General features: G+C 65.1%; 23 protein-coding genes. 4 read left to right on the top strand and 19 right to left on the bottom strand.

Annotated elements, in window-relative coordinates; genetic code table 11:
• Positions 1 to 37 precede the first annotated feature (37 nt).
• The 14 genes from rpsG to CH296_RS15860 form a co-directional block, all read right to left on the bottom strand.
• Positions 38 to 508: a 30S ribosomal protein S7 gene (gene rpsG, locus CH296_RS15925; RefSeq protein ID WP_003941856.1), complete on the bottom strand. Its 471-nt coding sequence runs from the start codon at positions 506 to 508 to the stop codon at positions 38 to 40.
• Position 509: 1 nt separating this feature from the next.
• A complete protein-coding gene (gene rpsL, locus CH296_RS15920; protein ID WP_008714048.1) occupies positions 510 to 884 on the bottom strand; it encodes a 30S ribosomal protein S12 in 375 nt (124 codons plus the stop codon).
• 293 nt (positions 885 to 1177) lie between these two features.
• Positions 1178 to 1705, bottom strand: coding sequence for a DUF3558 domain-containing protein (locus tag CH296_RS15915; RefSeq protein WP_094685172.1), 528 nt, complete (start codon positions 1703 to 1705; stop codon positions 1178 to 1180).
• The gene (locus CH296_RS15910; protein ID WP_032394208.1) at positions 1702 to 2220 is read right to left on the bottom strand and encodes a DUF3558 domain-containing protein; all 519 of its coding nucleotides are present in this window, start codon (positions 2218 to 2220) and stop codon (positions 1702 to 1704) included. The genes CH296_RS15915 and CH296_RS15910 overlap by 4 nt, the downstream gene beginning before the upstream one ends.
• Before the next feature lie 14 nt (positions 2221 to 2234).
• Positions 2235 to 2756 carry a hypothetical protein gene (locus tag CH296_RS15905; RefSeq protein ID WP_094685171.1) on the bottom strand — a complete coding sequence of 174 codons (522 nt, stop codon included), beginning with the start codon at positions 2754 to 2756 and terminating at the stop codon, positions 2235 to 2237.
• 42 nt (positions 2757 to 2798) lie between these two features.
• Positions 2799 to 4151 carry an amidohydrolase family protein gene (locus tag CH296_RS15900; RefSeq protein ID WP_373557288.1) on the bottom strand — a complete coding sequence of 451 codons (1353 nt, stop codon included), beginning with the start codon at positions 4149 to 4151 and terminating at the stop codon, positions 2799 to 2801.
• 113 nt (positions 4152 to 4264) lie between these two features.
• Positions 4265 to 4888 (bottom strand): TetR/AcrR family transcriptional regulator, encoded by a 624-nt coding sequence (locus CH296_RS15895; RefSeq protein WP_032394207.1) that lies wholly within the window; start codon positions 4886 to 4888, stop codon positions 4265 to 4267.
• A gap of 55 nt (positions 4889 to 4943) precedes the next feature.
• Entirely contained in the window at positions 4944 to 5696 is a 753-nt protein-coding gene (locus CH296_RS15890; protein WP_094685170.1) for an enoyl-CoA hydratase family protein, read from the bottom strand.
• Positions 5696 to 6856 (bottom strand): acyl-CoA dehydrogenase family protein, encoded by a 1161-nt coding sequence (locus CH296_RS15885; RefSeq protein ID WP_032394005.1) that lies wholly within the window; start codon positions 6854 to 6856, stop codon positions 5696 to 5698. Before CH296_RS15885 ends, CH296_RS15890 begins: the two co-directional genes overlap by 1 nt.
• Positions 6853 to 8823: a biotin carboxylase N-terminal domain-containing protein gene (locus tag CH296_RS15880; RefSeq protein WP_094685169.1), complete on the bottom strand. Its 1971-nt coding sequence runs from the start codon at positions 8821 to 8823 to the stop codon at positions 6853 to 6855. The genes CH296_RS15885 and CH296_RS15880 overlap by 4 nt, the downstream gene beginning before the upstream one ends.
• A gap of 4 nt (positions 8824 to 8827) precedes the next feature.
• Positions 8828 to 10426: an acyl-CoA carboxylase subunit beta gene (locus tag CH296_RS15875; RefSeq protein WP_045199086.1), complete on the bottom strand. Its 1599-nt coding sequence runs from the start codon at positions 10424 to 10426 to the stop codon at positions 8828 to 8830.
• A complete protein-coding gene (locus tag CH296_RS15870) occupies positions 10423 to 11571 on the bottom strand; it encodes an acyl-CoA dehydrogenase family protein (protein WP_094685168.1) in 1149 nt (382 codons plus the stop codon). The genes CH296_RS15875 and CH296_RS15870 overlap by 4 nt, the downstream gene beginning before the upstream one ends.
• The gene (locus CH296_RS15865) at positions 11568 to 13262 is read right to left on the bottom strand and encodes an acyclic terpene utilization AtuA family protein (RefSeq protein ID WP_094685167.1); all 1695 of its coding nucleotides are present in this window, start codon (positions 13260 to 13262) and stop codon (positions 11568 to 11570) included. Before CH296_RS15865 ends, CH296_RS15870 begins: the two co-directional genes overlap by 4 nt.
• Positions 13259 to 14071 carry a TIGR03084 family metal-binding protein gene (locus tag CH296_RS15860; RefSeq protein WP_094659359.1) on the bottom strand — a complete coding sequence of 271 codons (813 nt, stop codon included), beginning with the start codon at positions 14069 to 14071 and terminating at the stop codon, positions 13259 to 13261. The genes CH296_RS15865 and CH296_RS15860 overlap by 4 nt, the downstream gene beginning before the upstream one ends.
• A gap of 100 nt (positions 14072 to 14171) precedes the next feature.
• Here CH296_RS15860 and CH296_RS15855 point away from each other — a divergent pair, with 100 nt between their 5' ends.
• From CH296_RS15855 to CH296_RS15845, 3 genes are all read left to right on the top strand, one after another.
• The gene (locus CH296_RS15855; RefSeq protein ID WP_179277744.1) at positions 14172 to 15224 is read left to right on the top strand and encodes an endonuclease/exonuclease/phosphatase family protein; all 1053 of its coding nucleotides are present in this window, start codon (positions 14172 to 14174) and stop codon (positions 15222 to 15224) included.
• A gap of 7 nt (positions 15225 to 15231) precedes the next feature.
• Positions 15232 to 15630: an ASCH domain-containing protein gene (locus CH296_RS15850; protein ID WP_094685166.1), complete on the top strand. Its 399-nt coding sequence runs from the start codon at positions 15232 to 15234 to the stop codon at positions 15628 to 15630.
• 181 nt (positions 15631 to 15811) lie between these two features.
• Positions 15812 to 17683 carry an HNH endonuclease signature motif containing protein gene (locus tag CH296_RS15845; RefSeq protein ID WP_094685240.1) on the top strand — a complete coding sequence of 624 codons (1872 nt, stop codon included), beginning with the start codon at positions 15812 to 15814 and terminating at the stop codon, positions 17681 to 17683.
• An 84-nt stretch (positions 17684 to 17767) separates the two neighbouring features.
• Here CH296_RS15845 and CH296_RS15840 read toward each other — a convergent pair whose 3' ends face one another.
• The 3 genes from CH296_RS15840 to CH296_RS28965 form a co-directional block, all read right to left on the bottom strand.
• Complete coding sequence (locus tag CH296_RS15840) at positions 17768 to 19939, bottom strand: glycosyltransferase family 39 protein (RefSeq protein ID WP_179277736.1); 2172 nt, start codon at positions 19937 to 19939, stop codon at positions 17768 to 17770.
• Between the two features lie 102 nt (positions 19940 to 20041).
• Positions 20042 to 20719, bottom strand: a complete 678-nt coding sequence (locus tag CH296_RS15835; RefSeq protein ID WP_256980472.1) for a class F sortase — start codon at positions 20717 to 20719, stop codon at positions 20042 to 20044.
• Between the two features lie 3 nt (positions 20720 to 20722).
• The gene (locus CH296_RS28965; protein WP_256980471.1) at positions 20723 to 22144 is read right to left on the bottom strand and encodes an ice-binding family protein; all 1422 of its coding nucleotides are present in this window, start codon (positions 22142 to 22144) and stop codon (positions 20723 to 20725) included.
• Between the two features lie 391 nt (positions 22145 to 22535).
• Here CH296_RS28965 and CH296_RS15825 point away from each other — a divergent pair, with 391 nt between their 5' ends.
• Positions 22536 to 23216: a TetR/AcrR family transcriptional regulator C-terminal domain-containing protein gene (locus CH296_RS15825; protein WP_032393995.1), complete on the top strand. Its 681-nt coding sequence runs from the start codon at positions 22536 to 22538 to the stop codon at positions 23214 to 23216.
• 79 nt (positions 23217 to 23295) lie between these two features.
• On the opposite strand, the gene CH296_RS15820 is transcribed toward CH296_RS15825, so the two are convergent.
• Together CH296_RS15820 and CH296_RS15815 are read right to left on the bottom strand one after the other, a co-directional pair.
• Positions 23296 to 24990, bottom strand: a complete 1695-nt coding sequence (locus tag CH296_RS15820; protein ID WP_032393994.1) for an MDR family MFS transporter — start codon at positions 24988 to 24990, stop codon at positions 23296 to 23298.
• 91 nt (positions 24991 to 25081) lie between these two features.
• Positions 25082 to 26362, bottom strand: coding sequence for a nitrate/nitrite transporter (locus CH296_RS15815; RefSeq protein ID WP_094685165.1), 1281 nt, complete (start codon positions 26360 to 26362; stop codon positions 25082 to 25084).
• Positions 26363 to 26384 lie beyond the last annotated feature (22 nt).

Genomic DNA, 26384 nt, shown 5'->3' with positions numbered 1-26384 from the left:
GCATCGGATAGTTCCGGATGCCGCCCGAGCGAGGAGATCACCAGCGGTAGTGGGCGAACGCCTTGTTGGCTTCGGCCATCTTGTGAGTGTCTTCGCGGCGCTTCACAGCGGCACCGAGGCCGTTGCTGGCGTCGAGCAACTCGTTCGCCAGACGCTCGACCATGGTCTTCTCGCGACGAGCGCGCGAGAACGTGACCAGCCAGCGCAGTGCCAGCGTGGTGGAGCGGCCGGGACGAACCTCGACGGGCACCTGGTAGGTGGCGCCACCGACGCGACGGCTGCGAACCTCGAGGGCCGGCTTGACGTTGTCGAGTGCACGCTTGAGCGTGACGACGGGGTCGGTGCCGGTCTTCTCGCGAGCCTGCTCGAGCGCCTGGTAGACGATGCGCTCTGCAGTCGACTTCTTGCCGTCGAGGAGGATCTTGTTGACGAGCTGCGTGACCAACGGCGATCCGTAGACCGGGTCGTTGATCAGCGGCCGCTTGGGTGCTGGGCCCTTGCGTGGCATATCAGCTCTTCTCCTTCTTGGCTCCGTAGCGGCTGCGAGCCTGCTTGCGGTTCTTGACACCCTGGGTGTCGAGCGAACCGCGGATGATCTTGTAACGCACACCCGGGAGGTCCTTCACACGACCACCGCGAACGAGCACCATCGAGTGCTCCTGCAGATTGTGACCCTCACCGGGGATGTATGCGGTGACCTCGACCGAGGAGGTCAGGCGAACACGCGCGACCTTACGGAGAGCGGAGTTCGGCTTCTTGGGGGTGGTGGTGTACACGCGAGTGCACACACCACGGCGCTGGGGACTGCCCTTGAGGGCAGCGGTCTTCAGTTTCGCAACCTTGTCGGTGCGTCCCTTACGGACCAGCTGGTTGATCGTTGGCATGAACCGGCTTTCTTCGTGTCGATAAACAGGGATCTAGCAGTTGGAGCAAGAGAACACTGCTCCTCACCCGGTACTGCTGCTGCTCCAGTACTGCTACCGCGGGTCTCTTGCACCCCGCGGTCGGGTGTGTCGCATACCCCCACACGTCCAGCCGGTTGCGCGCTCTTGGAGCGAACGTGCGCACGGCTGTACCTCGCATAGGCACACAAACGGTCCGGGCAGGCCGGACACGACCCATAACGATACCCGGCGGCGTGACCTCGGGTCAAAACACCCCTCGCGTGGGTACGCGATCAACGACTGAGGTTCAGCGTGAGATCGGCGAGCTTCGCGGCGGCCTGGCACGGATCGGGATGGGCGGCGTCCGGCCGGTACTGCACCCACCATCCGAAGATGCCGTCCCGATCCGCCCCGGCCGAGACGCCACACGACGCAGAGTCGTCGGGACGCTGGGCCTGGATTGCCTTGCGGCCCTGCACCGTTGTGTCGGTGACGGTGTACATCATCTTCTCGTCGGCGGCTCGTTCGGCCGCCAGAGTTCCGGACTCGAACCAGTTGAACGTGACCTTCACCGTGCCCGCGGAACCGACGAGATCCCACCGGCAGATGGCCCCGAAGAAGCCGCGTTCGATGGCGTCGGCACCGGTGGTCTCGGCGATCTGGTCGTCGGAGACGGCGTCGCACTCGGTCAACAAGTCGGTGAATTCTCGGCCACCGGTCCCACCGAAACTCGCCGGCCGCGGCGTGCCCTGCACGGTCTGAGAACAGCCTGCGACGAGCAGCAGGGTCGCTGCGGCGGCGAGGACGCGTCGGATTCTCATTGCTTGCGCTCCACTGTCAATGCCGCCAGCTCGTTTCCGACCTCGCACGGCGGGCGCGCCGCAGGTTGGTCGGAGTACGTGATGGACCAATGGAAGAAGTCGTCGCCGAATTGCACCCCGATCTCGCACAACGCACCCTGCTCGGCCTCGAAGCCGGGGTTGCCGTCGATCTCGATGTCCTTCGCCGGACGGCCGATCAGCTCGGAACCGGCGCGTTCGCGTCCGATGGGGCTGCCGCGATACCAGGAGAAGCTGACACCCGGTCCGCCGAACCCGACCGTCTCCCACTGGCAACCGACGGAATTACGGGTGATCTGAGCGAACGGGCCCGCGCCGAACGCGGACTGCACCTCGGCGTCGGTGATCGATCCGCATTCGCCGAAGAAGGGACCGGGCTCGTATGCCGCGGTGGTCGGGGCAGTGTCCTCCGGCGGCGCAGCGTCGTCTTCCGCCCCGCCGCACCCGGCGATCAGCACCGCTGTTGCCGCCACGACCATCGCGAACCGTCTCGTCATCCAGTGGCTCACATCTACGGGGCCGAGAATCCGCCGACGCCCGGAATGTCGAACAGAATGCCGGAGGCCAGAACATGAGCGGTGAACAGAATCGGTCCGCTACCGGTGTCCGCGACGACCGGGCCCGAAGGCACGAACACGCCGTTTCCCTGCTGGCAGATCGGTGCGTTCACCGACCCGGTGCGTCCGTTGGCGATGTTGACGAAGTCCACCTGCAGGCTGGCGAAGTTCTGGTAGGACGCGCAGATCCGCGGCTCGGCGGCGCGGCCCCAGATATGGGTCTGTCCCGGCGTCTCGGTGCTCGCGACCTCGATCGTGCCGATCCACTGATCCGGAACGACGAGCCCGCCGACGGTGACGCCGAGGTTGGGGATCTGCAGGACGGGGACAGAAACCGGTCCGGGCGGAGGCGCGTTCTCGATGGGTGCGGACGGCGCATCGGCAGGCGGTTGGGCCTGTGCGACCGGCGCGAAGGCCATCGTGCTCACAGCCGCGAACGCAGCTGCGAGTAGACCGAATCGAGTCAGACGAGCCATACCTGTGTGTCTCCTGATCCTGTGGACGCGAGTCGCCATACGTTACCGCGAAGCGGCGAGCTTCCGGCCCCGGACGTAGACGCCGACGATGGCGGGTTCGCGCATCGCCATCAGCAACGCGAACAGGGTCTGATCGCGGGCGAGCTCGGGATCGTCGGCGCGGACACCGTGGTCGACGGCCACCGCGAGCTGCGGCCATGCGGACGGATCGACCACAACGAAGTCGGCTTCCTTACCCGCGTCGAAATTGCCGATCCGGTTCTCCATGTCCAGCGCTCGGGCTCCGGCGAGTGTTCCGGTGAACAGCAGTTCGGCCGGATGCAGCGACAGACCCGCGTCGCCCGGCTCGGAGATGTGCACCTTGAACGCATCGGCGAGAACCTGCGGCAGCAGCCACTCGTCACCACCGCCGAAGTCCGAACCGATGGCGATGTTCACCCCGGCGGCGACGGTTCGCTGCCACGGCATCGTGCCCGAGCCCAGAAACTGTTGCGAGGTAGGACAGTGCGCGACGGAGGTGCCTGTCTCCGCCATTCGCGCGAGTTCGACGTCCTGACAGTGCACCGCGTGGGCCAGGATGGTGCGCCGACCCAGGAAGCTCTTTCCGCCGACCTGCGAGCCCGGCAGAAACTTGCCGTCGTAGGTGTCGAGGTACGTGTCCACACCGTAGGCGTTCTTGGTGGCGTCGATCTCTCCGGTTCCCGGCCGGTTGTTCTCGTTGAGGTGTGTGTGGAAGTAGACACCTCGCGCGCGGACGGAATCGTAGAGCTCACCGAGGTTCTTCAGCGTCTCCGTCGTCACCGACAGCGAGAACCGCGGTACGACGGCCACGTGCAGCATCGCTGTGTCGACGTCGCCGGTGTCGGCTGCGTGCCATTTCTCGATCTCGTCGGACACCAGCCGGATGGCCTCGTCCTCACCGGTGATCAGGGCCTGCGCCGACGCCGGGCCGGTGGTCTGGACCCCGCGTCCGCTGACGATCCGCAGTCCGTGCTCGAGCGTCTCGGCGAACAGCGAATCCTGCGCGTGCGGGAACGCCGATCCGAACACCATCGCCTGCGTCGTTCCGGCTCGGATGCGCGCGGCGCAGAAGTCTCGGGCCGCAGCGGCAGCGAACTCCGGGTCGGCGAAGCGCGACTCCGACGGGAAGATGCAGGTGTTCAACCATTCGAGCAGTTGCCCGCCGCCGTAGGAATCTCCGGCGTAGGTCTGCGGAAAGTGAATGTGAGTGTCGACGAAACCGGGCAGCAGAAACCCCGGTCGGTGATCGACCACCGCGACCTGCGCGAATTGGGTTGGGAGAGAATCGAACTCACCACAGAACTCGACATTTCCCTCATCCGACACCGCGAGCGCACCGTCGGGAATCGACACCAACGCGGCTGCCGCGTCCATCACCGTGGGCGAGCCTGCGACGTGGAAAATATGGCCGCGGTACACGCGTGCGATTTCGGAAGTCACCCGCCAGACTCAAGCACAGGTTGCGCAGTGCTGCAGACCGTGTGGGTCTAGAGCGCTCCCGCCGGAGCTGCGGACAGCCGAGCGTTCAACGACGCATCCAATACCTCTGCCCACGAGCGCACGACCTCGGCTCGTCGTCGTGCGTCGTCGGTCAGGACATCGGCCAGACCCAATCCACGCGCGAGGTCGAGGGTCGCCTGGACGAGACGGTGCGAGACGGGATCGTTGTCGTCGACACCGAGGTTCTCGACGGCCATCTGGTGGGCACGGCGACCGAACCGCTCTTCGAGAGGGACGATCCGATCGCGCAACTCGGGGTCGGCCGATGCCGCCGTCCAGACCTGAAGTGCCGCTTTGAACATCGGTCCGGTGTAGTACTCCACGAGCCGCTCCACCACCAGTTTCGTCCGGCCGGGGCCCGCCGGAATCTCCTGCGCCTCGCGGCGAGCACTGTCCATCCGAGTGTCGAACATGTACTCGAGTGCTCCGGTGATCAGGTCCTCACGCGTCGGGAAGTGGTGTTGGGTCGCGCCGCGGGACACGCCCGCACGTTCGGCGACCACGCCGACCGTCGTTGCACCCCAGCCCTGCTCCGCGAGCGAATCGATCGTCGCCTCGAGCAGTCGCTGACGCGTGACCCTGCTGCGGTCCTGCTTGGGTTCGCGCGCCATCACCATCGCCGTACTCCCTCCTACCGACGCTCGGCCGACCTACTTCTCGACCGCTCTACTTTTCGGCCGCCCAGGACGGTGGCCTCTTCTCCAGAAAGGACATCATCCCCTCTCGGGCCTCGTCGGACGCAAACAACCTGGCCGATTGCTCGGCGACGGCCGACCCGCGTTCGTCGATCTCGCGCCGGATCGCGGCCGTGGTGAGGAGCTTCGACTCGGCCAGGCCCTGCGGCGAACACTTCCGAAACATGATCATGTAGTCGGCCACCGCTGCCGCGGGAACGGCGTCGGCCACGGTGACCAGACCGATCGCCTCGGCGGTGGCACCGTCGAACGTCTCCCCGGTGAGAAAGTAGCGACTCGCTGCCCGGGAGCTCAGTCGCGGCAGCACGGCCACCGAGATGACCGATGCGGCCAGGCCGAGGCGAACCTCCGTCAGCGCGAACGAACTCTGGGGTCCGGCCACCGCGATATCGCACGCCGCAACCAGCCCCATCCCGCCGGCCCGCACATGTCCGTCGATCTGCACGACGACAGGTTTCGGGGTGTCGATGATCAACCGCATCAGGTCCAGCATCTGCCGGGTGCGCAGTTCCGGCGACGAGCCGGCCTCTCGGAGGTCGGCTCCGGCGCAGAACGTGGCACCGGTGTGGCCGAGCACGATCGTTCTGACGTCGTCGTCGTGCGCCGCAGCGATGAGTCCCGCCGTCAGCTCCTCGACCAACACCGACGACAGTGCGTTCCGATTCTGCGGCGAATCCAACGTCAAATACGCCGTGTCCTTGCTCGATTCGACGAGAACGGCCATCAGTAGCTTCTCGGCAGTCCGAGCGAGTGCTGGCTCACGAAGTTGAGGATCATCTCCCGACTCACCGGCGCGACACGGGCGATGCGGGCGGCCCCGAGCATCGCAGCCAACCCGTACTCACTGCTCAGGCCCGCGCCACCGTGGGTCTGGATCGCCTGATCGAGCGCCTTGATACTGGCCTCGGCCGCAGCGTATTTCGCCATGTTCGCCGCCTCGGCAGCGCCGAAGTCGTCGCCGGAGTCGTAGAGCACCGCGGCCTTCTGCATCATCAGCTTGGCGAGTTCGAGTTCGATCTTGCACTGCGCCAACGGATGAGCGAGACCCTGATGCGCTCCGATCGGCGTCTTCCAGACGGTGCGCTCGTTGGCGTACTTGACTGCCGCGTCGATTGCGTACCGACCCATACCGACAGCCATCGCGGCACCGAGAATGCGCTCGGGGTTCAGTCCAGCGAACAACTGCATCAGGGCGGCGTCGGGCTCACCGACGAGTGCCTCGGCGGGAAGCCGAACGTCGTCGAGGAACAGCACGAACTGATGATCGGGCTCGACGATGTCCATCTCCATCTGCGTCTTCTGCAGCCCCGGAGCGTCGGTGGGCACGATGAACAGGGCCGGCTTGAGCTTGCCGGTCTTGGAATCTTCGGTCCGCGCGACGATGAGGACCGCGTCGGCCTGATCGACACCGGAGATGTAGATTTTGTTGCCCCTCAACAACCACTCGTCGCCGTCGCGACGCGCCGTGGTGGTGATCTGGTGCGAGTTGGATCCGGCGTCGGGTTCGGTGATGCCGAAGACCATGATCTTGGACCCGTCGGCGAGGGCGGTGAGCCACTCCTGCTTCTGATCGGGCGTGCCGTACTTGCCGATGATGGTGCCGCAGATGGCCGGGCTGACCACGACCAGCAGCAGACCGGCACCGTGCGCGGCCAGTTCTTCCTGCACGAGCGCGAGTTCGTAGATGCCTGCGCCACCGCCGCCGTACTCCTCGGGCAGATTGACGCCGAGGAAACCGAGCTTGCCCGCCTCGTTCCACAGTTCGGTCAGCGGCTCACCCTTGCGCGCCTTGGGCAGAACGTAGTCGATGTAGTTGTAGCGCTTGCCCAGTGACGAGACTGCGTTGCGCAGTCCCTTCTGCTCTTCGGTCTCGATGAAACTCATGATTGTTCTGCTCCTTCGGTTACCACGGCCAGCACTGCGCCGACTTCGACCTGTTGACCTTCTGTGACGTTCAGTTCGGTGAGCACACCGTCCGCGGGTGCGGTCACCGTGTGTTCCATCTTCATCGCCTCGAGCCACAGGATCGGCTGCCCGGCCGTGACGGTATCGCCCTGCACAGCAGCGATTCTGATGACACTGCCCGGCATCGGTGCGAGCAAGGAACCGGCCGCGACCTCGTCGGTCGGATCGGTGAACCGCGGGGCCTTGATCAACCCGACCGGGCCCAGTGCGGAATCGACGAACACGTTGGATCCGTAGCTGCTCACCTGAAAGATGCGACGGATTCCGTTGTCGTCGAGCGTCACCGAGGTCGGCGTGTACTCGACCAGTTCGACGCCATCGAGTTCGACGCCTCCCACCGAGGAGGTGAGTCCGCTGCGTCCGATCGAATATTCGACGGTGATGTCGTTGTACGTCTTGCGCTGCGGTTGAGACCGGAGATTGCGCCAGCCACCGGGCAATCCGCGATTCACGCGGGCGTTCCGGACGTTGCTCGCGGCATCGGCCAATGCCGCTGCGAGTGCGGACAACTCCTGGGCGCGGCCCTGTGCGATCGGCTGAGCCAGGACATCGAGCCCGTGCGTGTCGAAGAACGCGGTGTCGGTGTCCCCGGCCAGGAACGCCGGGTGTCGCAGGATGTTGACCAGTAGATCGCGATTGGTCTTCAGACCGTGAACGGTGGCCTTCTGCAACGCTTTCGCCAGCAAGTTCGCTGCCTGATCCCGCGTCGGCGCGAACGAAATGACCTTCGCGAGCATCGGGTCGTAGTGGGTTCCCACCACACTGCCGGTTTCGACGCCGGAGTCCACTCTGATGCCGGACTTGTCCAGCACCTCGAACTGCGCACCGGGGATCTCGAATCGGTGCACGGCACCGCTCTGCGGCTGCCAGTCATGAGCCGGATCCTCCGCGTAGAGGCGAACTTCGATGGAGTGTCCGCGGGTCTCCGGCTGCTCGGCGGGCAACCGCTCCCCCGCGGCGACCCCGATCTGCAAGGCCACCAGGTCGAGTCCGGTCGTGCACTCGGTGACCGGATGCTCCACCTGCAGACGCGTGTTCATCTCCAGGAAGAAGAAGTTGCCCTTCTCGTCGGCGAGGAATTCGACGGTGCCTGCACCCTCGTAGCCGATGGCCTCGGTGGCCAAGGTCGCCGCATGGAACAGCTTCTCGCGCATGCCGTCGATACGTTCGACGAGCGGCGACGGTGCCTCCTCGACGACCTTCTGATGCCTGCGCTGGATCGAGCACTCACGCTCGCCCACCGTCCACACCGTGCCGAATCGGTCCGCCATGACCTGCACTTCGATGTGTCGGCCGGTCTCGATGTACCGCTCCACGAACACCGTTCCGTCGCCGAATGCCGAGAGTGCCTCGCGCCCGGCCGCTTCGAGCTCCGAGTCCAGGTTGTCGAGGTCGCGCACGATGCGCATGCCGCGCCCGCCTCCGCCTGCGGAGGCCTTGATCAGCACAGGCAGTTCGTTCTCGGTGACCGACTCGGGATCGAGCTGGGTCAGCACCGGCACTCCGGCGTCGGCCATCATCTTCTTGGACTCGACCTTCGAACCCATCAATTCGATCGCCTTGACCGGCGGCCCGATCCACGTCAGGCCGGCGTTCTGCACCTGCTGTGCGAAATCGGCGTTCTCGGAGAGGAATCCGTATCCCGGGTGCACGGCGTCGGCTCCGGCGTGTACCGCGGCGGCGATGACGAGCTCGCCGCGCAGGTAGGTCTCGGCCGAACTGTTGCCGGGCAGACGGACGGCCGCATCGGCCTCCCGCACGTGCGGGGCATTCGCGTCGGCGTCGGAGAAGACCGCGACCGTGTCGATGCCCTCGGCGCGGCAGGTGGTGAAGACGCGTCGGGCGATTTCGCCGCGGTTGGCTACTAGAACGGACGTTATGGTCATGGCTTCACATCCGGAAGACACCGAAGTTGGCGGTGCCTTCGATCGGGGCGGTGGCGATGGCCGACAGGCACATTCCCACCACCGTGCGGGTATCACGGGGGTCGATGACGCCGTCGTCGTAGAGGCGTCCGGAGAGGAACATCGGCATCGACTCGGCCTCGATCTGGCCTTCGATCATCGCGCGCATTCCGGCATCGGCCTCGGCGTCGAAGGCCTGTCCGCGAGCCTCGGCGGCAGCGCGTCCGACGATCGAGATGACACCTGCGAGTTGCGCGCCGCCCATGACGGCCGATTTGCTCGACGGCCAGGCGAACAGGAACCGCGGATCGAATGCCCGTCCGCACATGCCGTAGTGACCGGCTCCGTACGACGCACCGAGCAGAATGGAGATGTGCGGCACCGTGGAGTTGGACACGGCGTTGATCATCATCGCTCCGTGCTTGATCATCCCGCCCTCCTCGTACTCCTTGCCGACCATGTAGCCGGTGGTGTTGTGCAGGAACAGCAGTGGGGTGTTGGACCGGTTCGCGAGCTGGATGAACTGCGTCGCCTTCTGCGATTCTTCACTGAAGAGCACACCGCGGGCGTTGGCCAGAATGCCGATCGGGTATCCGTGCAGCTCGGCCCATCCGGTGACCAGCGATCCGCCGTACATGGGCTTGAACTCGTCGAAATCGGAGCCGTCGACGATGCGGGCGATGACCTCGCGCGGGTCGAACGGGATCTTCAGATCCGTGGGAACGATGCCGAGCAGATCCTCGGGGTCGGCCAACGGCTCGATCACCTCGGCGCGAGGCTCGGGGCCCTTCTTCTTCCAGTTCAATCGGGAGACGATGCTGCGTCCGATGCGGATGGCGTCCTGCTCGTCGACGGCGAAGTAGTCTGCGAGACCGGACTTTCGGGCGTGCATCTCGGCCCCGCCGAGGGACTCGTCGTCCGAGTCCTCGCCGGTGGCCATCTTCACCAGCGGCGGTCCGGCGAGGAAGACCTTGGAACGTTCCTTGACCATCACGACGTGATCGGACATACCGGGGATGTACGCCCCGCCTGCGGTGGAGTTACCGAACACCAACGCGATCGTGGGGATGCCCGCCGCCGAGAGCTGCGTCAGATCACGGAACATGCGACCGCCGGGGATGAACACCTCCTTCTGCGTCGGTAGATCGGCTCCACCGGATTCGACCAACGAGATCACCGGGAGCCGGTTCTGCGTGGCGATGTCGTTGCCGCGGAAACCCTTCTTCAGCGTCCACGGGTTGCTGGCTCCGCCGCGGACCGTCGGATCGTTGGCGACGATGAGGCACTCGACCCCGCAGACGACGCCGATGCCCATGACGGTGCTGGCTCCGACGGGAAAGTCGCTGCCCCAGGCCGCGAGTGGGCACAGTTCGAGAAATGCCGAGTCCTCGTCGATCAGCAGCTCGATGCGTTCGCGGGCGAGGAGCTTGCCACGCTTCTTGTGGCGCTCGATGTACTTCTCACCGCCGCCGAGCAGAGCCTTCGAGTGCTCGGCGTCGATCTCGTCGAGCTTGGTGTTCATCGCGTCGACATTCCCGGAGAACTGCTCCGAGGCCGTGTCCAGCGTGGACTTCAGCACGCTCATGCCTGATACCCCAATCGTTTTGCTGCCAGTCCGGTGAGAATCTCGGTGGTGCCGCCGCCGATGCCGAGGATGCGCATGTCGCGGTACTGCCGCTCGACCTCGCTCTCGCGCATGTAGCCCAACCCTCCGAAAAGCTGCACTGCCTGATTGGCGACCCACTCTCCCGACTCGACGGCGGTGTTCTTCGCGAAGCACACCTCGGCGATGAAGTCCTGGTTCTCCTGCAGGGACCGCTCGACGAGGGATCGGGTGTAGACACGTGCGATGTCGATCTTGCGCGCCATCTCGGTGACGGTGTTCTGCACCGATTGCCGTGCGATGAGCGGCTTTCCGAAGGTCTCCCGATCTCGAACCCACTGCAGCGTCAGATCGAGACACCGCTGCGCGCTGGCGTAGGCCTGGGCCGCGAGCGCAATGCGCTCGGTGAGAAACGCCTGCGCGATCTGCGCGAAACCACTGTTCTCGGCACCGACGAGGTTGGCGACGGGAACACGGGCGTCGACGAACGACAGCTCAGCGGTGTCCGATGCGCGCCACCCCATCTTGTCGAGCTTGCCGGTGACCTCGAACCCGGGTGTGCCCTTCTCGATGACGAGCAACGAGACACCGGCTGCGCCCTCGCCTCCGGTGCGGACCGCGGTGACGACGAAGTCTGCTCGGCATCCCGAGGTGATGTACGTCTTGGATCCGTTGACGACGTAGTGCTCGCCGTCCTTGACCGCCCTCGTCCTGAGGTGGCCGACGTCGGAGCCGCCACCCGGCTCGGTGATCGCGAGCGAGCCGATCTTCTCCCCCGCCAGCGTGGGCCGCACCCACTTCTCGATCTGGTCGGCGTCACCCGCGGCAACCAAGTGCGGCAACGCGATTCCGCTGGTGAACAACGATGCGAACAGGCCACCCGACGCTCCGGTCTGATGCATCTCCTCGCAGATCACGACCGCGTCGGCCAGATCTCCACCGTCGCCGCCGACCTCCTCGGGGAAACCTGCGCCGATCAACCCCAGAGCGGCCGCCTTCTTGTGCAGCTCACGCGGTATCTCGCCGTCGGCCTCCCACTGGTTCATGTGCGGAGCGATGTCCTGCTCGACGAAACTGCGGACGGTCTTTCGAAGCTGCTGACGCTCCGGCGTCGTCCAGATACTCATGTGAAGTCTCCTTTGAATGCCAGGGTTTCGGGGATGTCGATGTACCGCGACCGCAGCCACTCGCCCAGTCCCTTGGCCTGTGGATCGAATCGGGCCTGCGATGCCACGCCCTGTCCGAGGATGCCCTCGATGACGAAGTTGACGGCCCGCAGATTCGGCAGTACGTGCCGGGTGACGGTGAGCGGTTCTGCCTCGGGCAGCATCTGCTTCAGGGTCTCGACCGTCAATGCATGGACGAGCCAGACGAATTCGTCGTCGGTGCGCACCCAGACTCCGATGTTGGCGTTGCCGCCCTTGTCTCCGCTTCGGGCCGCGGCGATGGTGCCGAGTGGGAGCCGGATGGTCGCCTCGTCCGCTCGCGGTGCCGGTATCGCCGGTTCTGCGAGGGGCTCGAGTGCCCGCGTCTCGGTCGACGGTGCGACGGCGCGCTCGGTGCCGTCGGCCAGGTGCGCGACGTGCGGTACCTCGGCTACGTCGACGAAGCCTGCGGTGAAGACTCCGTACGGGGCTCCGTTCCCGGGTGGCGCGGTGACCGAGAACCCCGGATAGCTCGCCAGTGCGAGTTCGACTGCCACCGCCGAGAACTGACGTCCGACGGCGTCGGGGTTGCTGTCGCGGGCGACGCAGCGCAGCAGAGCACTGGCCGTCTCCTCCGTCTCGGCATCGGGCTTGTCGGTGCGTACGAGCGTCCAGTCCAGCTCGGTCGGCCGCGCCGTGAGCCAGGACTCGAACTGACGCTGTGCCAGTGCGGCTTTGGCTTCGATGTCCAGTCCGGTGAGCACCATGGTGAATTCGTTGCGGAAGCCGCCGAGCGCATTGAGCGAGACCTTGTAGGTGGGCGGCGGCGCTTCGCCGGTCACACCGGTGATGGACACCCGATCGCTGGATTCCTGCGTCAGGATCGCTGAGTCGATCCGTGCGGTGACGTCAGGGTTCGCGTAGCGGCCGCCGGTGATTTCGTACAGCAACTGGGCAGTCACGGTGCCGACGCTGACAGCACCGCCCGTGCCCTCGTGCTTGGTGATGACGGACGATCCGTCGGACTCGATCTCGGCGATGGGGAAGCCGGGACGAGACATGTCGGCGATCTCGGTGAAGAAGGAGTAGTTGCCGCCCGTCGCCTGTGTTCCGCATTCGATGACGTGCCCGGCGACGACAGCCCCGGCCAATGCGTCGTAATCGGTTGCAGTCCAGCCGAAGTGAGCCGCCGCAGGTCCGACGATGACACTGGCGTCGGTGACGCGCCCGGTGACGACGACGTCCGCCCCGGAGTTGAGGCATTCCACGATGCCCCACGCGCCGAGGTAGGCATTTGCGGTCAGCGGGCTGCCGAGGCCGAGTTCGGCCGCTCTGCCGAGGAGGTCGTCGCCGTCGACGTAGGCGATCTTCGCGCCGGAGTCCAGCTTCTCCAATGCCTCGGCCAGGCCGCGGGGGTTGAGTCCGCCTGCGTTGGCAACGATCTTGACACCCTTGTCCAGTGCCAATCCGAGGCAGTCCTCTGCCTGGCGCAGAAAGGTTTTGGCGTAGCCCCGGGTCGCGTCCTTCATCCGATCGCGGCCGAGAATGAGCATCGTCAGCTCGGCGAGGTAGTCGCCCGTGAGGTAGTCGAGTTCGCCGCCCTCGAGCATCTCGCGCATCGCGGACAGCCGGTCTCCGTAGAAGCCCGAACAGTTGCCGATTCGTACGGTCATGCTGTCTCTCGTCCTGACTGTGGCCGTCCGGCCCCGGGAGGGCCTGCGAAGGCCTGGGCGATGGTGATCCAGTGCGCGGCGTCGGTTCCCTCGGCGCGGATGTCGAGGTCGTCGCGGTGGGCGCGCTGGGTGACGAGGAGGCAGAAGTCGAGGGCCGGTCCGCTCACGCGTTGGGCAGCGTTCTCGGTCCCCCACGTCCAGAGCTCACCCGACGGTGCGGTGAGCTCGATGCGAAACGGTTCGGTGGGCGGAGCCTGATCATTGACGGCGTAGGCGAAATCCCTTGTGCGGACGCCGATGTGCGCGACGCCGCGAATTCTGTCGGTGGCGACGCGGGTGACGCCCAGTGCGTCGGCGACATCCTGACCGTGCGCCCAGGTCTCCATCAACCGGGCTGTGGCCATCGACGCGGCGCTCATCGGGGGGCCGAACCAGTCGATCTTGGTCCCCGACGGCACCTGCACGAGAGCATCGGTCATCGCGTGGCGTCGGGTTCGCCATTCGTTCAGGAGGTTCGGGTTACGAGATTCTTCCTCGGCGGCCTCGTCGACGAAGCCGGTGGGGTTCTCCCATGCCTTCTTCAGGGTGTGAGCGAACTCCTCCTTGGCCTCGATATTGCCAGACGCTGCGGACGTAGTTCGCTCCGCGACGTGATCGGTCCAGGAAAGATGTGCGATCTGATGCGCGACGGTCCAGCCCGCGGCCGGTGTCGGTGCCGCCCATTGCTCCGGAGTCAGTTCGGCCACGAGTGCGTCGAGGTCGTTGCCCTCGGCGCGTAGGTCGTCGACGAGAGGGTCGAGGTCTGCCATGAGCCCAGCTTCACAGGAGGTCCTGAAAAAAGCAAGCACGCTTGCTTGTTAATTCGTAACCTTACGTTCGCTTGCCGTCTCTACGGTGCGGAACGTGAAAATGTCGAGACTCGCGGCCGTCGCCGTTACCCTGACCTTCATGGCTGCCGGTTGCTCCTCTGCGGACACCGCCACCGACGAACCGTCGAGCATCCGGGTGGCGACGTTCAACGCCAGCCTCAATCGATCCTCAGCCGGGCAGCTGATGACCGACCTGCAGGGCGAGAACGCTCAGGCTCGCGCGGCAGCCGATGTGATCGCCGCGAACTCACCGGATGTGTTGCTGGTCAACGAGTTCGACTATTCGGGCGACGACGCAGTGGCCTTGTTCAACGACAACTATCTCGACGGGCAGTACCCGCACTCCTTCACCGCGCCCGTGAACACCGGCGTCGATTCGGGGCTCGATCTGGACCGGGACGGCGATCTCGGCGGACCGGGTGACGCCTGGGGGTTCGGTCAGTTCCCGGGCCAGTACGGGATGGTCGTGTACTCGAAATATCCGATCGCGACCGATTCGGTACGCACGTTCCAAAATTTCTTGTGGAAGGACATGCCGGATTCGCTGTTGCCGCGCGACTACTACGGCGACGTGTCCGACCGGCTTCGACTGTCCAGCAAATCGCACTGGGACGTGCCGATCGACGTGGACGGGAAGACGCTGCACGTGTTGGCGTCGCACCCCACTCCCCCGTCCTTCGACGGACCCGAGGACCGCAACGGCAAGCGCAACCACGACGAGATCAGGCTCAGTGCCGACTACATCTCGGGCGCTGACTACCTCTACGACGACAACGGTGTGCGCGGTGGGCTCGAGGACGGTGCGTCGTTCGTCATGCTGGGTGATCAGAACAGCGATCCGGTCGACGGTGATTCGGTTGCCGGTGCCATCGCGCAGGTTCTCGACCTTCCGCGGGTTCAGGATCCGGCGCCCATGTCGGCCGAACATGGCACGGACACAGCAGATTTCGCCGATCCGACGCCGGGTGACCTGCGGGTGGACTACGTGTTGCCCTCGGACGACCTGACGGTCATCGATTCGCAGGTGTACTGGCCGAATCAGGCCGAGCATCCCTCGGACCATCGACTGGTGTGGGCCGACCTCGAAATATGATGGGTGCGTGATCGATCTACCGATTGTCGAATTCGCGTATCCCGGCCCCCTACGGGATGCCCTGGTCGCGGCCGTTCTCTCCGGCGAGAAGACCAGCACAGCAAGCCTGTTGGTGCAGTACGCCGACGAGGAGCTGCCGAGAGTCGGCGAACGAGGCGCGGTGGTGGATTCGGCGGGTGTCGTGGTCGGAGTCATCGAGACGACAAGCGTCGATATCGTTGCGCTGAGCGATGTTTCACTGCAACACGCGCTCGACGAGGGCGAAGGATACGTCGACGTCGCGCAGTGGCGGGCCGGGCACGAGAAGTTCTGGCAGTCGGCGGAGGTCCGCGAGGAACTGGGCGATCCACACTTCACCGTGAACGACGAGACCCAGGTGGTACTGGAGCGCTTCGCACTCGTGTGACCGCGCGCCCTGACGCAGCATCAGGGTCAAAACTTCGTGTCGGTGGGTAGGTGTATAGGTACTCACAGTTCGATCCTGTTTCGCCACAGCACTATTGGTGTTGACGGACGTTTCGCAGCGGCGTACTATCGAACACAAGTTCTACTTTTTGTTGGACCATCTGCCGGGGGGCGATGACACAGTGACCACATCGACGCGCAGTCGGTTCGCGGCCTATCTCGGGCCGCAAGCGAAGCCGTACATCGAGCCTGCTTCGTTGGCCGAGATTCGAGATGTCGCGATTCTGGAAAATCAGGCGTGCGCTCGCAAGGTCGCTCTGGCCGCCGCCATCTGGGACACATGCATTCATCAGAACGTCCTCGTCGGTGATGTCATTCAGGACGCGGGCAACTACGCGGCTTCCGAAATTGCGCACGTCCTGGGTTGCTCGAAGACCGTTGCGAACACATACGCCGAGGTCGGAATGGACCTTCGACTGCGACTTCCCGCCGTCGCGGACGCGTTCGAGGCCGGCGAACTCGATCTGCCCCGCGTCCGCGCGATATACCGCTGCACCCACAACCTGACGCAGGACGCGGCGACGGCCGTCCAAAGCGAGGTCCTGTACGCCGCAAGACGCCTGTCACCCGGCCCGCTGGCGACGGAAATCTGGTCGATCATGTTTCGAATCGCTCCGGAACAGGCTGCCGCTCTACGCAAGGACTTGGAACGGCACACCAACGTCACATACACCGACAAAGATGTGCTGTCGACGCTGAAGGCCGACCTCACCGCGGCGGACGCCGCCGCGGCCTGGCAACTCATCAACGAGATGGCCGCTACCGTGTGCCGACGCGATCCGCGAAACAAAGGGCAGAAGCGCGCAGCCGCGTATGTTGCTCTGCTGCATCAGGAGTCGTCGATAGCATGCTTGTGCGAGCCCGACGAGGACAATCCGTGCACGGCCGATACCTCACGCCCGGATCGGCGTGCGCCGCTGACCGTGATCACGGTCGACCTCGCCACGCTCGCCGGTCTGCTGTCCAATCCAGCGCACCTGTCCGGGCACGGCACCATCGATGCCGAATACGCCCGAGAACTCGCCGACAACGCGCACTGGCAGATCCTCCTCACCGAGGCACGCAACCTCGCCGAGAAACTCGGCTACGGCGAAGACCTGGAATCACTCATCGATCTCGACAGCGACACCGACACCGACACCGACACCGACACCGAGAATGGCGCCGGTACGGAAGACAAGGGTGGCGACAACAGGGTCGACAGCGGCAGCGGTGGGAAGAACCACGGCGGATCGAGAGGTGGCCGAAAGAAGCCCCGAGGATCGACGGCACGTAGGACAAAGAACAGCCGGTCCGAGGGCAGCAGGTCACATGTGGTGTTCCATCCGCTCGGGCGCAGTCGTCGCCGTGTCGGCGGTTCTGTTCCTCGGCCCCCGCAAGCCCCGAAGTCCACACAATCACCGCGAAACAGCTGTGTCGCAACCCCGTATCGCGGCACCTACACGTTCGTTGCCGAACTCGAAGCGGCAATCGCAGCAGATCCCGCGCTCGGGCTCGCGCTGCAGCCGGACGGGCACGGCGGCCTGACGCTGCCACCACCCGGAGCGCTCGTCTATCGGCCCACTACTGCACTCGCAGAACGTATTCGGTACCGCGACCGCACCTGTCGACACCCGGGCTGCGATGTCCCGGCCCAGCAATGCGAGATCGACCACATCGTGCCGTATCTCCATCGCGACCCCTCGACGGGAGGATGGACCATCGATACCAACCTGCACTGCCTGTGCCGCTACCACCACAGCCTCAAGACAATGGGTGTGTGGACTCCCGTCATGCTCGCAGACGGTGTCGAGTTCTGGCTCTCGAACGCCGGCACCACCGCGATCACGGTTCCCGGCACGACACAACTGGCGGACTTCAGCCACCTACCGAAGATCCACTCGAAGCCGCGAGGGTCGGCACCTCAGCGCGATTCGTCGGCTCGGAGGCCGGCGGATCCACAACCGACCCCGGTGCCCGCCTGGGCACCCGAGGACGAGCCACCGCCCTTCTGACCGGGCCCGGGAGTGCACACAGGTGTTCCGCCGCAGACGAGTATGTCTGCGGCGGAACAATTGCGCCCGATGCTGTCGCGGGTGTCAGCCTGCGTAGGTACTCAGGTCGTACACCGTCGCGCTGCCGACCGTGGTGGCAGTGAAGTTCGCCTCGACCCACTCCTGGATCTGTGAGGACGTACTCTCCGAGTCGCCGCCCATTCCCCCACGAGCCATACCGCCACCCATTCCTCCGGACACGTAGTACGTCACCTCGTGGTTGGAGACGTACTCGATGAACTCGTCGAGCGACGGCGCAGGATCACCACTCCACCCGCCGATGGCCATGACGGCCGTATCGGACGACAACTCGTATCCGGCTGCGGACATCGAACCGTTCACCGCAGCGGACCACCTCGTGGTCGTGGATTCGAGCAGAGCCGTCAACTCCTCGTCGGTCTCACCGCCCATGCCACCCATGCTGGGCATGCCGCCTGTGCCGCCGTCACCGGTGGCGAAGCCGGCCGGAAGATCGGCCGCATCGGCAGGCATGGCCGCATCACCGCCCAGCACAGCATCATTCGGCACAGCATCATTCGGCACAGCATCATTCGGCACAGCATCATTCGGAGCAGCATCACCCGGCATCGCTCCCGTCGGCATTCCACCACTCGGCATTCCACCACTCGGCATGGCATCGCCCGGCATCCCACCACCAGGCATACCGCCGCCTGGCATTCCACCCAGGCCTCCGTCGCTGACTGCACCGGTCGGACCTGCAGTGGGGATGGAACCACTGTGCGCGTTCGTCGTCGTAGCGATGGCATACGACGCGCCGCCGCCGAGACCGGCCACGGCTCCGAGGATCAACGCAGCGGCGGTGAGCTTTCGGTACCGCCCCGCGAACAGAATCATCACAGCAGCGACGATTGTTCCCACCAACAGGATCCATTTCAGTGCCGGCAGCCAGTCCGCGTTGCGGTGCAACAACACCCAGCTCCAGGCACCGGCCGCAACCATCATGGTGGCCATACCGGCTCTGCCCCACATCGATTCGCGTCGAAGCCACAGCGCGTAGCCGCCGGTTCCGATCATGCCCGCGAGTGCAGGGGCGAGCGCGACGGTGTAGTACGGGTGGATCGTTCCGGACATGTAGCTGAAGATCAGCGCTGTCACCAGGAACCAGCCGCCCCACAGAATCAGCGAGGCACGGACAAGGTCGGTACGTGGCGCTCGGCCACGAGCGATCAACCCGAAGACCAGCGCCACCAGGGCCGCCGGGATGAGCCAGGAGATCTGGATTCCCATCTCGCTGCCGAACAATCGGTCCAGACCGGTCGAGCCGCCGAAGCTGGACCCGGCTGCCCCGGCACTCATTCCGGCCGGAGCCTCCATCCCGCCACCGCCGGTGTTACCGAAAATTCGGCCCAGCCCGTTGTACCCGAGCACCAGATCCATCACGGTGTTGTCGGTGGATCCGCCGATGTACGGTCGGGCACTCTCCGGCCACAACTGAACCGTCACCACCCACCACCCCGCAGCGACGATCAGCGCTGCGAACGCGCCGACGAGATGCAGCAACCGGGCCCGCAACTGCGCCTGTCCCGCAACGAGATACGTGAATCCGAACGCGGGCAGCACCAACAATCCCTGCAACATCTTGGTGAGGAACGCGAACCCGAGCGCCACACCGGCCAACGCGAGCCACATCGCAGCCCGGCGCCCGGCCGAAGTCTGCAGAGACCGCACGACGAAGTAGCCGCCGAGTGTCATGAGAAGAACGAGCAGCGCGTCGGGATTGTCGAAGTCGAACATCAACGCCGCCGCAGGAACAGACGCCAAGGCGAAGCCGGCGAGCAAACCGGCCGCGGGGTTCGCGACGCGTTTGACCGCGGCATACACCGTCGCCACCGAGGCAACACCCATCATCGCCTGGGGAAGAAGCAGGCTGAAGCTCGAGAATCCGAAGACCCGAGCCGACAGTCCCATCACCCACAGTGCGGCCGGCGGCTTGTCCACGGTGATGAAGTTCTCGGAATCGAGCGATCCGAAGAACCACGCCGTCCAGTCCTTGGTTCCTGCCTGCACCGCAGCGGCGTAGAAGGTGTTCGCGTAGCCACTTGCCGTCAGGTTCCACAGGTACAGCGTTGCCGTGGCCGCGAGCAGAACCAGCAGCCCGAGCAGGTGCCGGCGGCGATACCACCACCTGTCCTGCCAGGACGGCTGGCGGGCGTGCGACGGAGGCATCGCGGCCGGTCGGTCGAGTTGGGCAGTCATCGCAGATCCTGTTCGTCGAAGTTGTCGACTACGAGAATGTGCGATGGACCGTCGGCCGGGCTGGGAGCAGCCTGCGAACTTGCTGTGAGCGAGAGAGCTCGCTCAGACGCGATCGGCGTACACGACGATGTTGTCGTCGTAACTGGAGATATCCGAGTCGAATTGGCCGCCACAGGTGATCAAGCGCAAGCCTGGGTGGTCGATGTCTCCGTAGACCTTGTCGGTGGGAAACGCATCCTTCGGATACTGCTCCACCGCGCTGACGACGAACCGGACCGTGCTGCCGTCCTGGCTGACAACGGTGACATCGTCGCCCAGTTCGAGATCGCGCAGCCGGTAGAAGACACCGGGGCTGCCGCCCCAATCCACATGCCCCGCAACGATCGACGGTCCCAGTTGCCCCGGAACCGGCGACCCGGTGTACCAACCGGCGGGGAAACCGCCCGCGGGTACCTCCATCGAGCCGTCCGGACGCAAACCCAGACCCATCACATCGGAGTCGACGCCGATCGCACCGATCTCGAGGCGCGCAGGCGGGGACCCGGGCGCCGACGACGATTCGGCGCCGACCTCACCCGACGGCGTGACGACGGGGGGAGCAGAAGCCGAGGGCATCGACTCGTTCTGCGCGGGGCCGGCATCCGAGGGCGTTGCGCAGCCGGCAACCAGCGACAGCAGCACCAGGAACGCCGCTGCCACCGCCCGCACCACGACCCGATGACGGGTCGTGGTGCGGGCGGATTCGGCCGGAGGTACCGATACCTCGACGGTAGGTCTCACCGATCAGTTCCGACGACGAGTCAGAGCCAAGGCAGAGAAAGCACCGACCGCGAGTACCGCCAGCAATGTCCACATCGGAGCGAACGACGTTGCAGTCGAACGGTTCACGGTACTGCCGTCACCGGTGTCGACACCACCGTTCGGGATCTGTGTGATCTGGCCACCGGGGTTGTACGTGCCCGGCTGATCCGGGCCACCCGGTGTGAGCGGCTGATCAGGAGTGTTGGGCTGATTCGGCACGTTCGGCTGATTCGGCACGTTCGGCTGATTCGGCACGTTCGGCTGATTCGGCACGTTGGGCTGATTCGGCACGTTCGGCACGTTCGGCACGTTCGGCTGGTTCGGCACGTTCGGGACACCCGGGATCGGCGGGATGGTGATCACCGGCGGCACACCCGGAATCGGGGGCACCTCGATGACGATCGGCGGCGTACCGCCACCATCACCCGGCGTACCGCCACCATCACCCGGAGATGTCGTGGTCACGGGCGGCGTGGTGGTCACCGGAGATGTCGTGGTCACGGGCGGCGTGGTGGTCTCCGGAGATGTCGTGGTCACCGGAGGCGTGGTGGTCTCCGGAGATGTCGTGGTCACCGGAGGCGTGGTGGTCACCGGAGGCGTGGTCGTTATCGGAGGTGTGGTGGTCACGGGCGGCTCGGTGGTTCCGCAACCCGGGTTGGTGATCGTGTTCGAGTCGAGGGTGACAGCTCCGTCCAGAGCCAGTAGCCGTCCCTGCACATCGGCATTCGTGGTCGCCGTGATCGACGCCCGTGCCATGATCGTGCCCACGAAATCGGTACCGGTGCCGAGTGTGGCCGAGCTTCCGACCTGCCAGAACACGTTGCACGGGTTGGCCCCGTTGATCAGCGAGACACTGCTGTCGGATGCCGTGATCAGCGTCGATGCCGCCTGGAAGATGAACACGGCGTTGGAGTTGCCCTGCGCGTCGAGTGTGAGGGTTCCGGTCAGGCCGAACGTGCCAGAACCGTACAACCCGGCCAACAATGTCTGTCCGCCGAGTTCGACTCCGGTCGAGGTTGCTCCCGGTCGACCGGCGGCGTCGTCGTATCCGGTACTCAGATCCGCTTTCGCCTGCGCTGCAACCGAATTGCGGTCGTTGATAACTCCACTGGTGAGCTCTCCCGGTGGGAATCCGGTGATGAACGGTTCGACACCGACGCCTGGGCTCACTCCGACGTTGCCGCCGATCCTCGACGGGCCGGTGTTCGTGATCTTGGAGCCGGCCAGAACGGCGTAACTCTCCGCGGTGCCGAGTTCGACGGTGGTGGGTTGAGCCTCGGCTGCGGGGACGTTGATCAGCATGAGTGCGCTGGTGGCCAAAGCGACCGAACCGGCAAGCGGAACGAGGGTTCTTCCCCTGCGCTTGATGGGGGTCGACGTGCACGTGTGCTGTGAAGCGGGCATGGATTGCATACCGTTCTGCTGGTTGGGCGAAGCGGACTTGTTGCCGGACTTCGTGAACCGCGCAATCGATCCCCCGACGAGTTCGATTGCGCAGCAATTGATGTCGCGACGCTCAACGGCCGCCCCGGACCGATCCGAGTGCGTGGAGGTATCGCGGTTCCGTATTCGATGACGTCACCGGCCGACGGTGTTCGGCAAGGTGGCACAACCGTGCGATCAGCGGAGGCTCGTGCCCACTCCGCAACTACGAGTTTCCCCGTATCTCTACGGTGTAGAGCTACAGCACACCATGTGTAGGATAATGAGTCAAGCGAAAAGTGTTGTCGAACAACAAGTTTGTTTGCCCCCCTACTTTCCGGTCGGTTCACTGCTTTCGAGAGGTTGCCTACCGATGTCCACGACGAACCGACCGGGCCCACACTCCAATATCAAGATCGACCGCGAGTACGTGGTGTCCGCCGCCCTGAGCATCGTCGATCGAACCGGACTCGACAGCCTGACGATCCGGAGCCTCGCGGCATCGATCGATCGCGATCCGATGACCGTCTACCGATACCTGCCCACCAAACAGGCGTTGCTCGACGCCATCGCAGATTCGGTACTGGGCACACTCGTCTGCGTCGACGGCGCAGACCCCGATTGGCAGCGTCAGCTCAGAATTTTTGCGCGGCACTACCGTGAGCTCGCCCTCCAACACCCGCACGCGGCGGTGCTGCTGACCACCTGCCCTCAGGCGACCCCACTGGGGTTGGGCACGCCCCGGTCACTGGCCTCACTCGAGAACATTCTGATTCTGCTGACCACCGCGGGATTCACGCTGCCCGAGGCACTGACGAGCTATCGGCTGATGATCTCCTTCCTACGCGGCCATCTACTGAGCGAGACCCAGGAAACGACCGCCAACCCGGACGAGACCGGCGACCGCCTCAGCCTCGCTCTGCGCCGACTCCCCATCGACACATTTCCCCTGCTGTCGACGCTGCCACCTCTGATCACCGAGTACGACGGTGCCCTCGAACTCGAGTTGGGTCTCGACGTGCTGTTCCGAGGCATCACCGCACCTTCGACCTGAGCGGATCGACGCTCCCGGGGCCCCGCACCGGACCGAGCCGTACCTTGTCCCAGGATTCACGGCATCGGACTTCACGCCATCAGAGCAGTCCGGTGCCTGCCTCGTTCGCTCGTTCTTCGTCTCGTTCCTGCTGCGCAGCGGCCAGGCCGGACATCGTGCGCAGCGGAACCTCCTTCAGGAAGAGCACCAGTACGAATCCGAGGACCATCAGGATCGACACGGCCAGGAACACGTAATCCATGGCGTCGGAGAACCCGATGCGGAACGGCTCGGCCAGAGCCGGTTCGAGCTTCTGAATGAACGAGCTGTCCTGCAGTGCACTGCCTGCGACGGAGGCGTCACCCGAGGCGATGGCTCGAGCGAAACCCGATTCGAGCGGATCGGAACTCGTGGCGGCGCTCTGTACTGCCTGCTGGAATGCCGGGGTCGAACTGGCGGCGATCAACGCGTCTCCCGTCTTCGGGGTGAGCTGGGTGAACAGCATCGACAGGAAGACGGCAACGCCGACCGTCGCACCGATCTGCCGGAAGAACGTTGCGGCAGAGGTGGATACACCCATGTCCTTGGGCGGCATCGCATTCTGGATGGCCAGGGTCAGCGGCTGCATCATCGAACCGAGCCCGAGGCCGAACACGCCCATGACGACCATCGTCTGCCACAGCGGGGTATCGGCGTGCACGTAATGGAAGACGAACATCGCGAGCGCCATCAGTGCCGTACCGACGATCGGAAAGATCTTGTAGCGTCCCGTCTTCGAGATCATCCGACCCGAGACGATCGACGCGACCATCAGGGCACCGACGAGGGGCAGGGTCTGGTAGCCGGCCAGCGTCGGCGACGATCCCTTGACCACCTGCAGATACTGAGGCAGCAGCGAGATGCCACCGAACATGGCCGCACCGGCGATCACACTGACGGCAATACACAACGAGAACAACGGGTTTCGGAAGAATCGCATGGGAATCAGGGCGTCGTCGCCCATCTTGATCTCGGCGAGCACGAACGCGATGACGCCGACGATGCCGATTCCGAAACACAGCAGGGCCCGCGGCGAGCTCCATCCCCACACGCGACCCTGCTCGGCGATGATGAGCAGCGGGACCAGGCCGACGCTGAGAAGCACTGCGCCCCACCAGTCGACGCGCGCCTCGCGGCGGTACACCGGCAGATTGAGCACTCGCCACACCACCACGAGCGCGATGATGCCGAGGGGGACGTTGATGTAGAAAACCCAACGCCAGCCGGTGATTCCGAGAATCGACGACTGCCCGGCGAGCAGGCCACCGATGACCGGTCCGAGCACGCTGGACGTGCCGAACACGGCCAGGAAGTAGCCCTGGTACTTGGCGCGTTCGCGCGGAGGCACGATATCGCCGATGATCGCCAGCGCCATCGACATCAGACCGCCTGCACCGAGGCCCTGGATGGCGCGGAAGGCGGCGAGCTCGTACATCGACGTCGCGATGCCGCACAGCATCGATCCGACGACGAAGATCGAGATGGCCGTCATGAAGAACGGCTTGCGCCCGTAGAGGTCCGAGAGTTTGCCGTACAAAGGGGTCGAGACCGTCGAGGTGATGAGGTAGGCCGTGGTGACCCAGGCCAGCACCGAGAACCCGTTGAGGTCGTCGGCGATGGTGCGGACGGACGTCGAGACGATGGTCTGATCGAGCGCCGCGAGGAACATACCCATCATCAGGCCCGACAGAATCGTCATGATCTCGCGATGCGAATACTCGCCGGACGCGGGGGTCACTTCAGGCTCGGTTACCATCTCTTTGACGCACCTTTACGTAGCATTTGCTTGTGTCCTACAACGATATTGGGACACCAGCATGCGCGCAGAACGCCGTCAGTGCAAAGAGTTATTTGCGCCGGATCCGGTCGCGCACCTCACGCATCGTGTGCGGATGAATTCCCTCGGCCGCGAGCACTCGTCTGGTCTTGCGGCGCGTGAGCAGAACTCCGGTGATCGCGATGATCCACACCGGGAACTGCACGAGCAATGCGACCCGGAAGCTGTCGAACGTGTAGCCACCCATCGCGTCGAGAATCCATCCGATCCCCGCGATCACCAACAGTGACGCCAGGAAGCCGCCGATGTTCACCATCCCCTGAGCCGTCCCCAGGTTGGCGCTCGGATTGAACGTGCGGGCGAGGTCGAAACCGATCACCGAACCGGGACCACCCACGGAGATCACCACCACGAGCAGCACCAGCAACCACAGTGGCGCAGGCCCGGGAAGCGACAGCACGATGGCCCACATCGCGCCGTTGCTGATCATGATCGCCAGCACCAGCCACGACCGCCGCATCGGGTACCGCCCGGTGAGGAGCCCGACCACGATGCCCGACACCACCGCGGCCGCCACCGACACCGTCAGCAACGCTCCGGCCGTCGACGCCGACAGGCCCTGCGCCGACGTCAGATACGGCACACCCCACAGCAACGCGAAGACCGTGATCGAGAACTGGGTGCCCATGTGCGAGAAGAAGCCGAGCCGCGTGCCGGGCCGTCGCCACACCTCGGCGATGGAGGCGAGGGTCTGTCGCAACGTCGTCGGCTCGAACACGGGAGCAGCTCCGTCGTCGGGCCGATCCCTGACGAGGGCGAGAACCAGCACCAGGGCAAGCAGCCCGAGCGCCGCTGCGCTGCCGAACGCGAACGTCCAGCCGGGTCCGTTCAACAGAATCAGGAACGGGACCGCCGAGAGCACCTGGCCGAGCTGGCCCAGCAGACCCGTCAGCTGCGAGACGATCGGTACTCGCCGGGGCGTGAACCAGCGCGGCACCAATCGCAGCACCGAGATGAAGGTGAGCGCATCGCCCACGCCGACGAACGCTCGCGCGGCCACGGCGACGGGGAGCGATTCGGTGAGCGCCAGCGTGATCTGAGCCGTCGCCATGATCAGCGCGCCCGCGGCGATCATCTTCCGCGAACCGATGCGATCCAGCAGCACCCCGGCCGGGATCTGCATCCCCGCGTACACGACCACCTGCAGCACCACGAACGACGACAGCAGGGACGGCGACACCGAGAACCGATCGGCCGCACTCAGGCCCGCGACGCCGAAGGACGTCCGATGCAGCACCCCGACGATGTAGGCGAAGACACCGATGCCCCACACCACCCACACTGTTCTCACGCGGTCACTGCCTTCACCGGAC

The organism is Rhodococcus sp. 14-2496-1d (genome assembly GCF_002259365.1).
GTDB lineage: Bacteria > Actinomycetota > Actinomycetes > Mycobacteriales > Mycobacteriaceae > Rhodococcoides.
Note: the sequence above shows the minus strand (reverse complement) of the source record. Positions and strands in the feature narration are given on the sequence as shown.

What these genes read in the sequence shown, in the direction of transcription:
- rpsG (WP_003941856.1), bottom strand. Translation starts at nt 508, where the DNA reads ATGCCACGCAAGGGCCCAGCACCCAAGCGGCCGCTGATCAACGACCCG.
- rpsL (WP_008714048.1), bottom strand. Translation starts at nt 884, where the DNA reads ATGCCAACGATCAACCAGCTGGTCCGTAAGGGACGCACCGACAAGGTT.
- CH296_RS15915 (WP_094685172.1), bottom strand. Translation starts at nt 1,705, where the DNA reads ATGAGAATCCGACGCGTCCTCGCCGCCGCAGCGACCCTGCTGCTCGTC.
- CH296_RS15910 (WP_032394208.1), bottom strand. Translation starts at nt 2,220, where the DNA reads ATGACGAGACGGTTCGCGATGGTCGTGGCGGCAACAGCGGTGCTGATC.
- CH296_RS15905 (WP_094685171.1), bottom strand. Translation starts at nt 2,756, where the DNA reads ATGGCTCGTCTGACTCGATTCGGTCTACTCGCAGCTGCGTTCGCGGCT.
- CH296_RS15900 (WP_373557288.1), bottom strand. Translation starts at nt 4,151, where the DNA reads ATGGACGCGGCAGCCGCGTTGGTGTCGATTCCCGACGGTGCGCTCGCG.
- CH296_RS15895 (WP_032394207.1), bottom strand. Translation starts at nt 4,888, where the DNA reads ATGGCGCGCGAACCCAAGCAGGACCGCAGCAGGGTCACGCGTCAGCGA.
- CH296_RS15890 (WP_094685170.1), bottom strand. Translation starts at nt 5,696, where the DNA reads ATGGCCGTTCTCGTCGAATCGAGCAAGGACACGGCGTATTTGACGTTG.
- CH296_RS15885 (WP_032394005.1), bottom strand. Translation starts at nt 6,856, where the DNA reads ATGAGTTTCATCGAGACCGAAGAGCAGAAGGGACTGCGCAACGCAGTC.
- CH296_RS15880 (WP_094685169.1), bottom strand. Translation starts at nt 8,823, where the DNA reads ATGACCATAACGTCCGTTCTAGTAGCCAACCGCGGCGAAATCGCCCGA.
- CH296_RS15875 (WP_045199086.1), bottom strand. Translation starts at nt 10,426, where the DNA reads ATGAGCGTGCTGAAGTCCACGCTGGACACGGCCTCGGAGCAGTTCTCC.
- CH296_RS15870 (WP_094685168.1), bottom strand. Translation starts at nt 11,571, where the DNA reads ATGAGTATCTGGACGACGCCGGAGCGTCAGCAGCTTCGAAAGACCGTC.
- CH296_RS15865 (WP_094685167.1), bottom strand. Translation starts at nt 13,262, where the DNA reads ATGACCGTACGAATCGGCAACTGTTCGGGCTTCTACGGAGACCGGCTG.
- CH296_RS15860 (WP_094659359.1), bottom strand. Translation starts at nt 14,071, where the DNA reads ATGGCAGACCTCGACCCTCTCGTCGACGACCTACGCGCCGAGGGCAAC.
- CH296_RS15855 (WP_179277744.1), top strand. Translation starts at nt 14,172, where the DNA reads ATGTCGAGACTCGCGGCCGTCGCCGTTACCCTGACCTTCATGGCTGCC.
- CH296_RS15840 (WP_179277736.1), bottom strand. Translation starts at nt 19,939, where the DNA reads ATGACTGCCCAACTCGACCGACCGGCCGCGATGCCTCCGTCGCACGCC.
- CH296_RS28965 (WP_256980471.1), bottom strand. Translation starts at nt 22,144, where the DNA reads ATGCCCGCTTCACAGCACACGTGCACGTCGACCCCCATCAAGCGCAGG.
- CH296_RS15825 (WP_032393995.1), top strand. Translation starts at nt 22,536, where the DNA reads ATGTCCACGACGAACCGACCGGGCCCACACTCCAATATCAAGATCGAC.
- CH296_RS15820 (WP_032393994.1), bottom strand. Translation starts at nt 24,990, where the DNA reads ATGGTAACCGAGCCTGAAGTGACCCCCGCGTCCGGCGAGTATTCGCAT.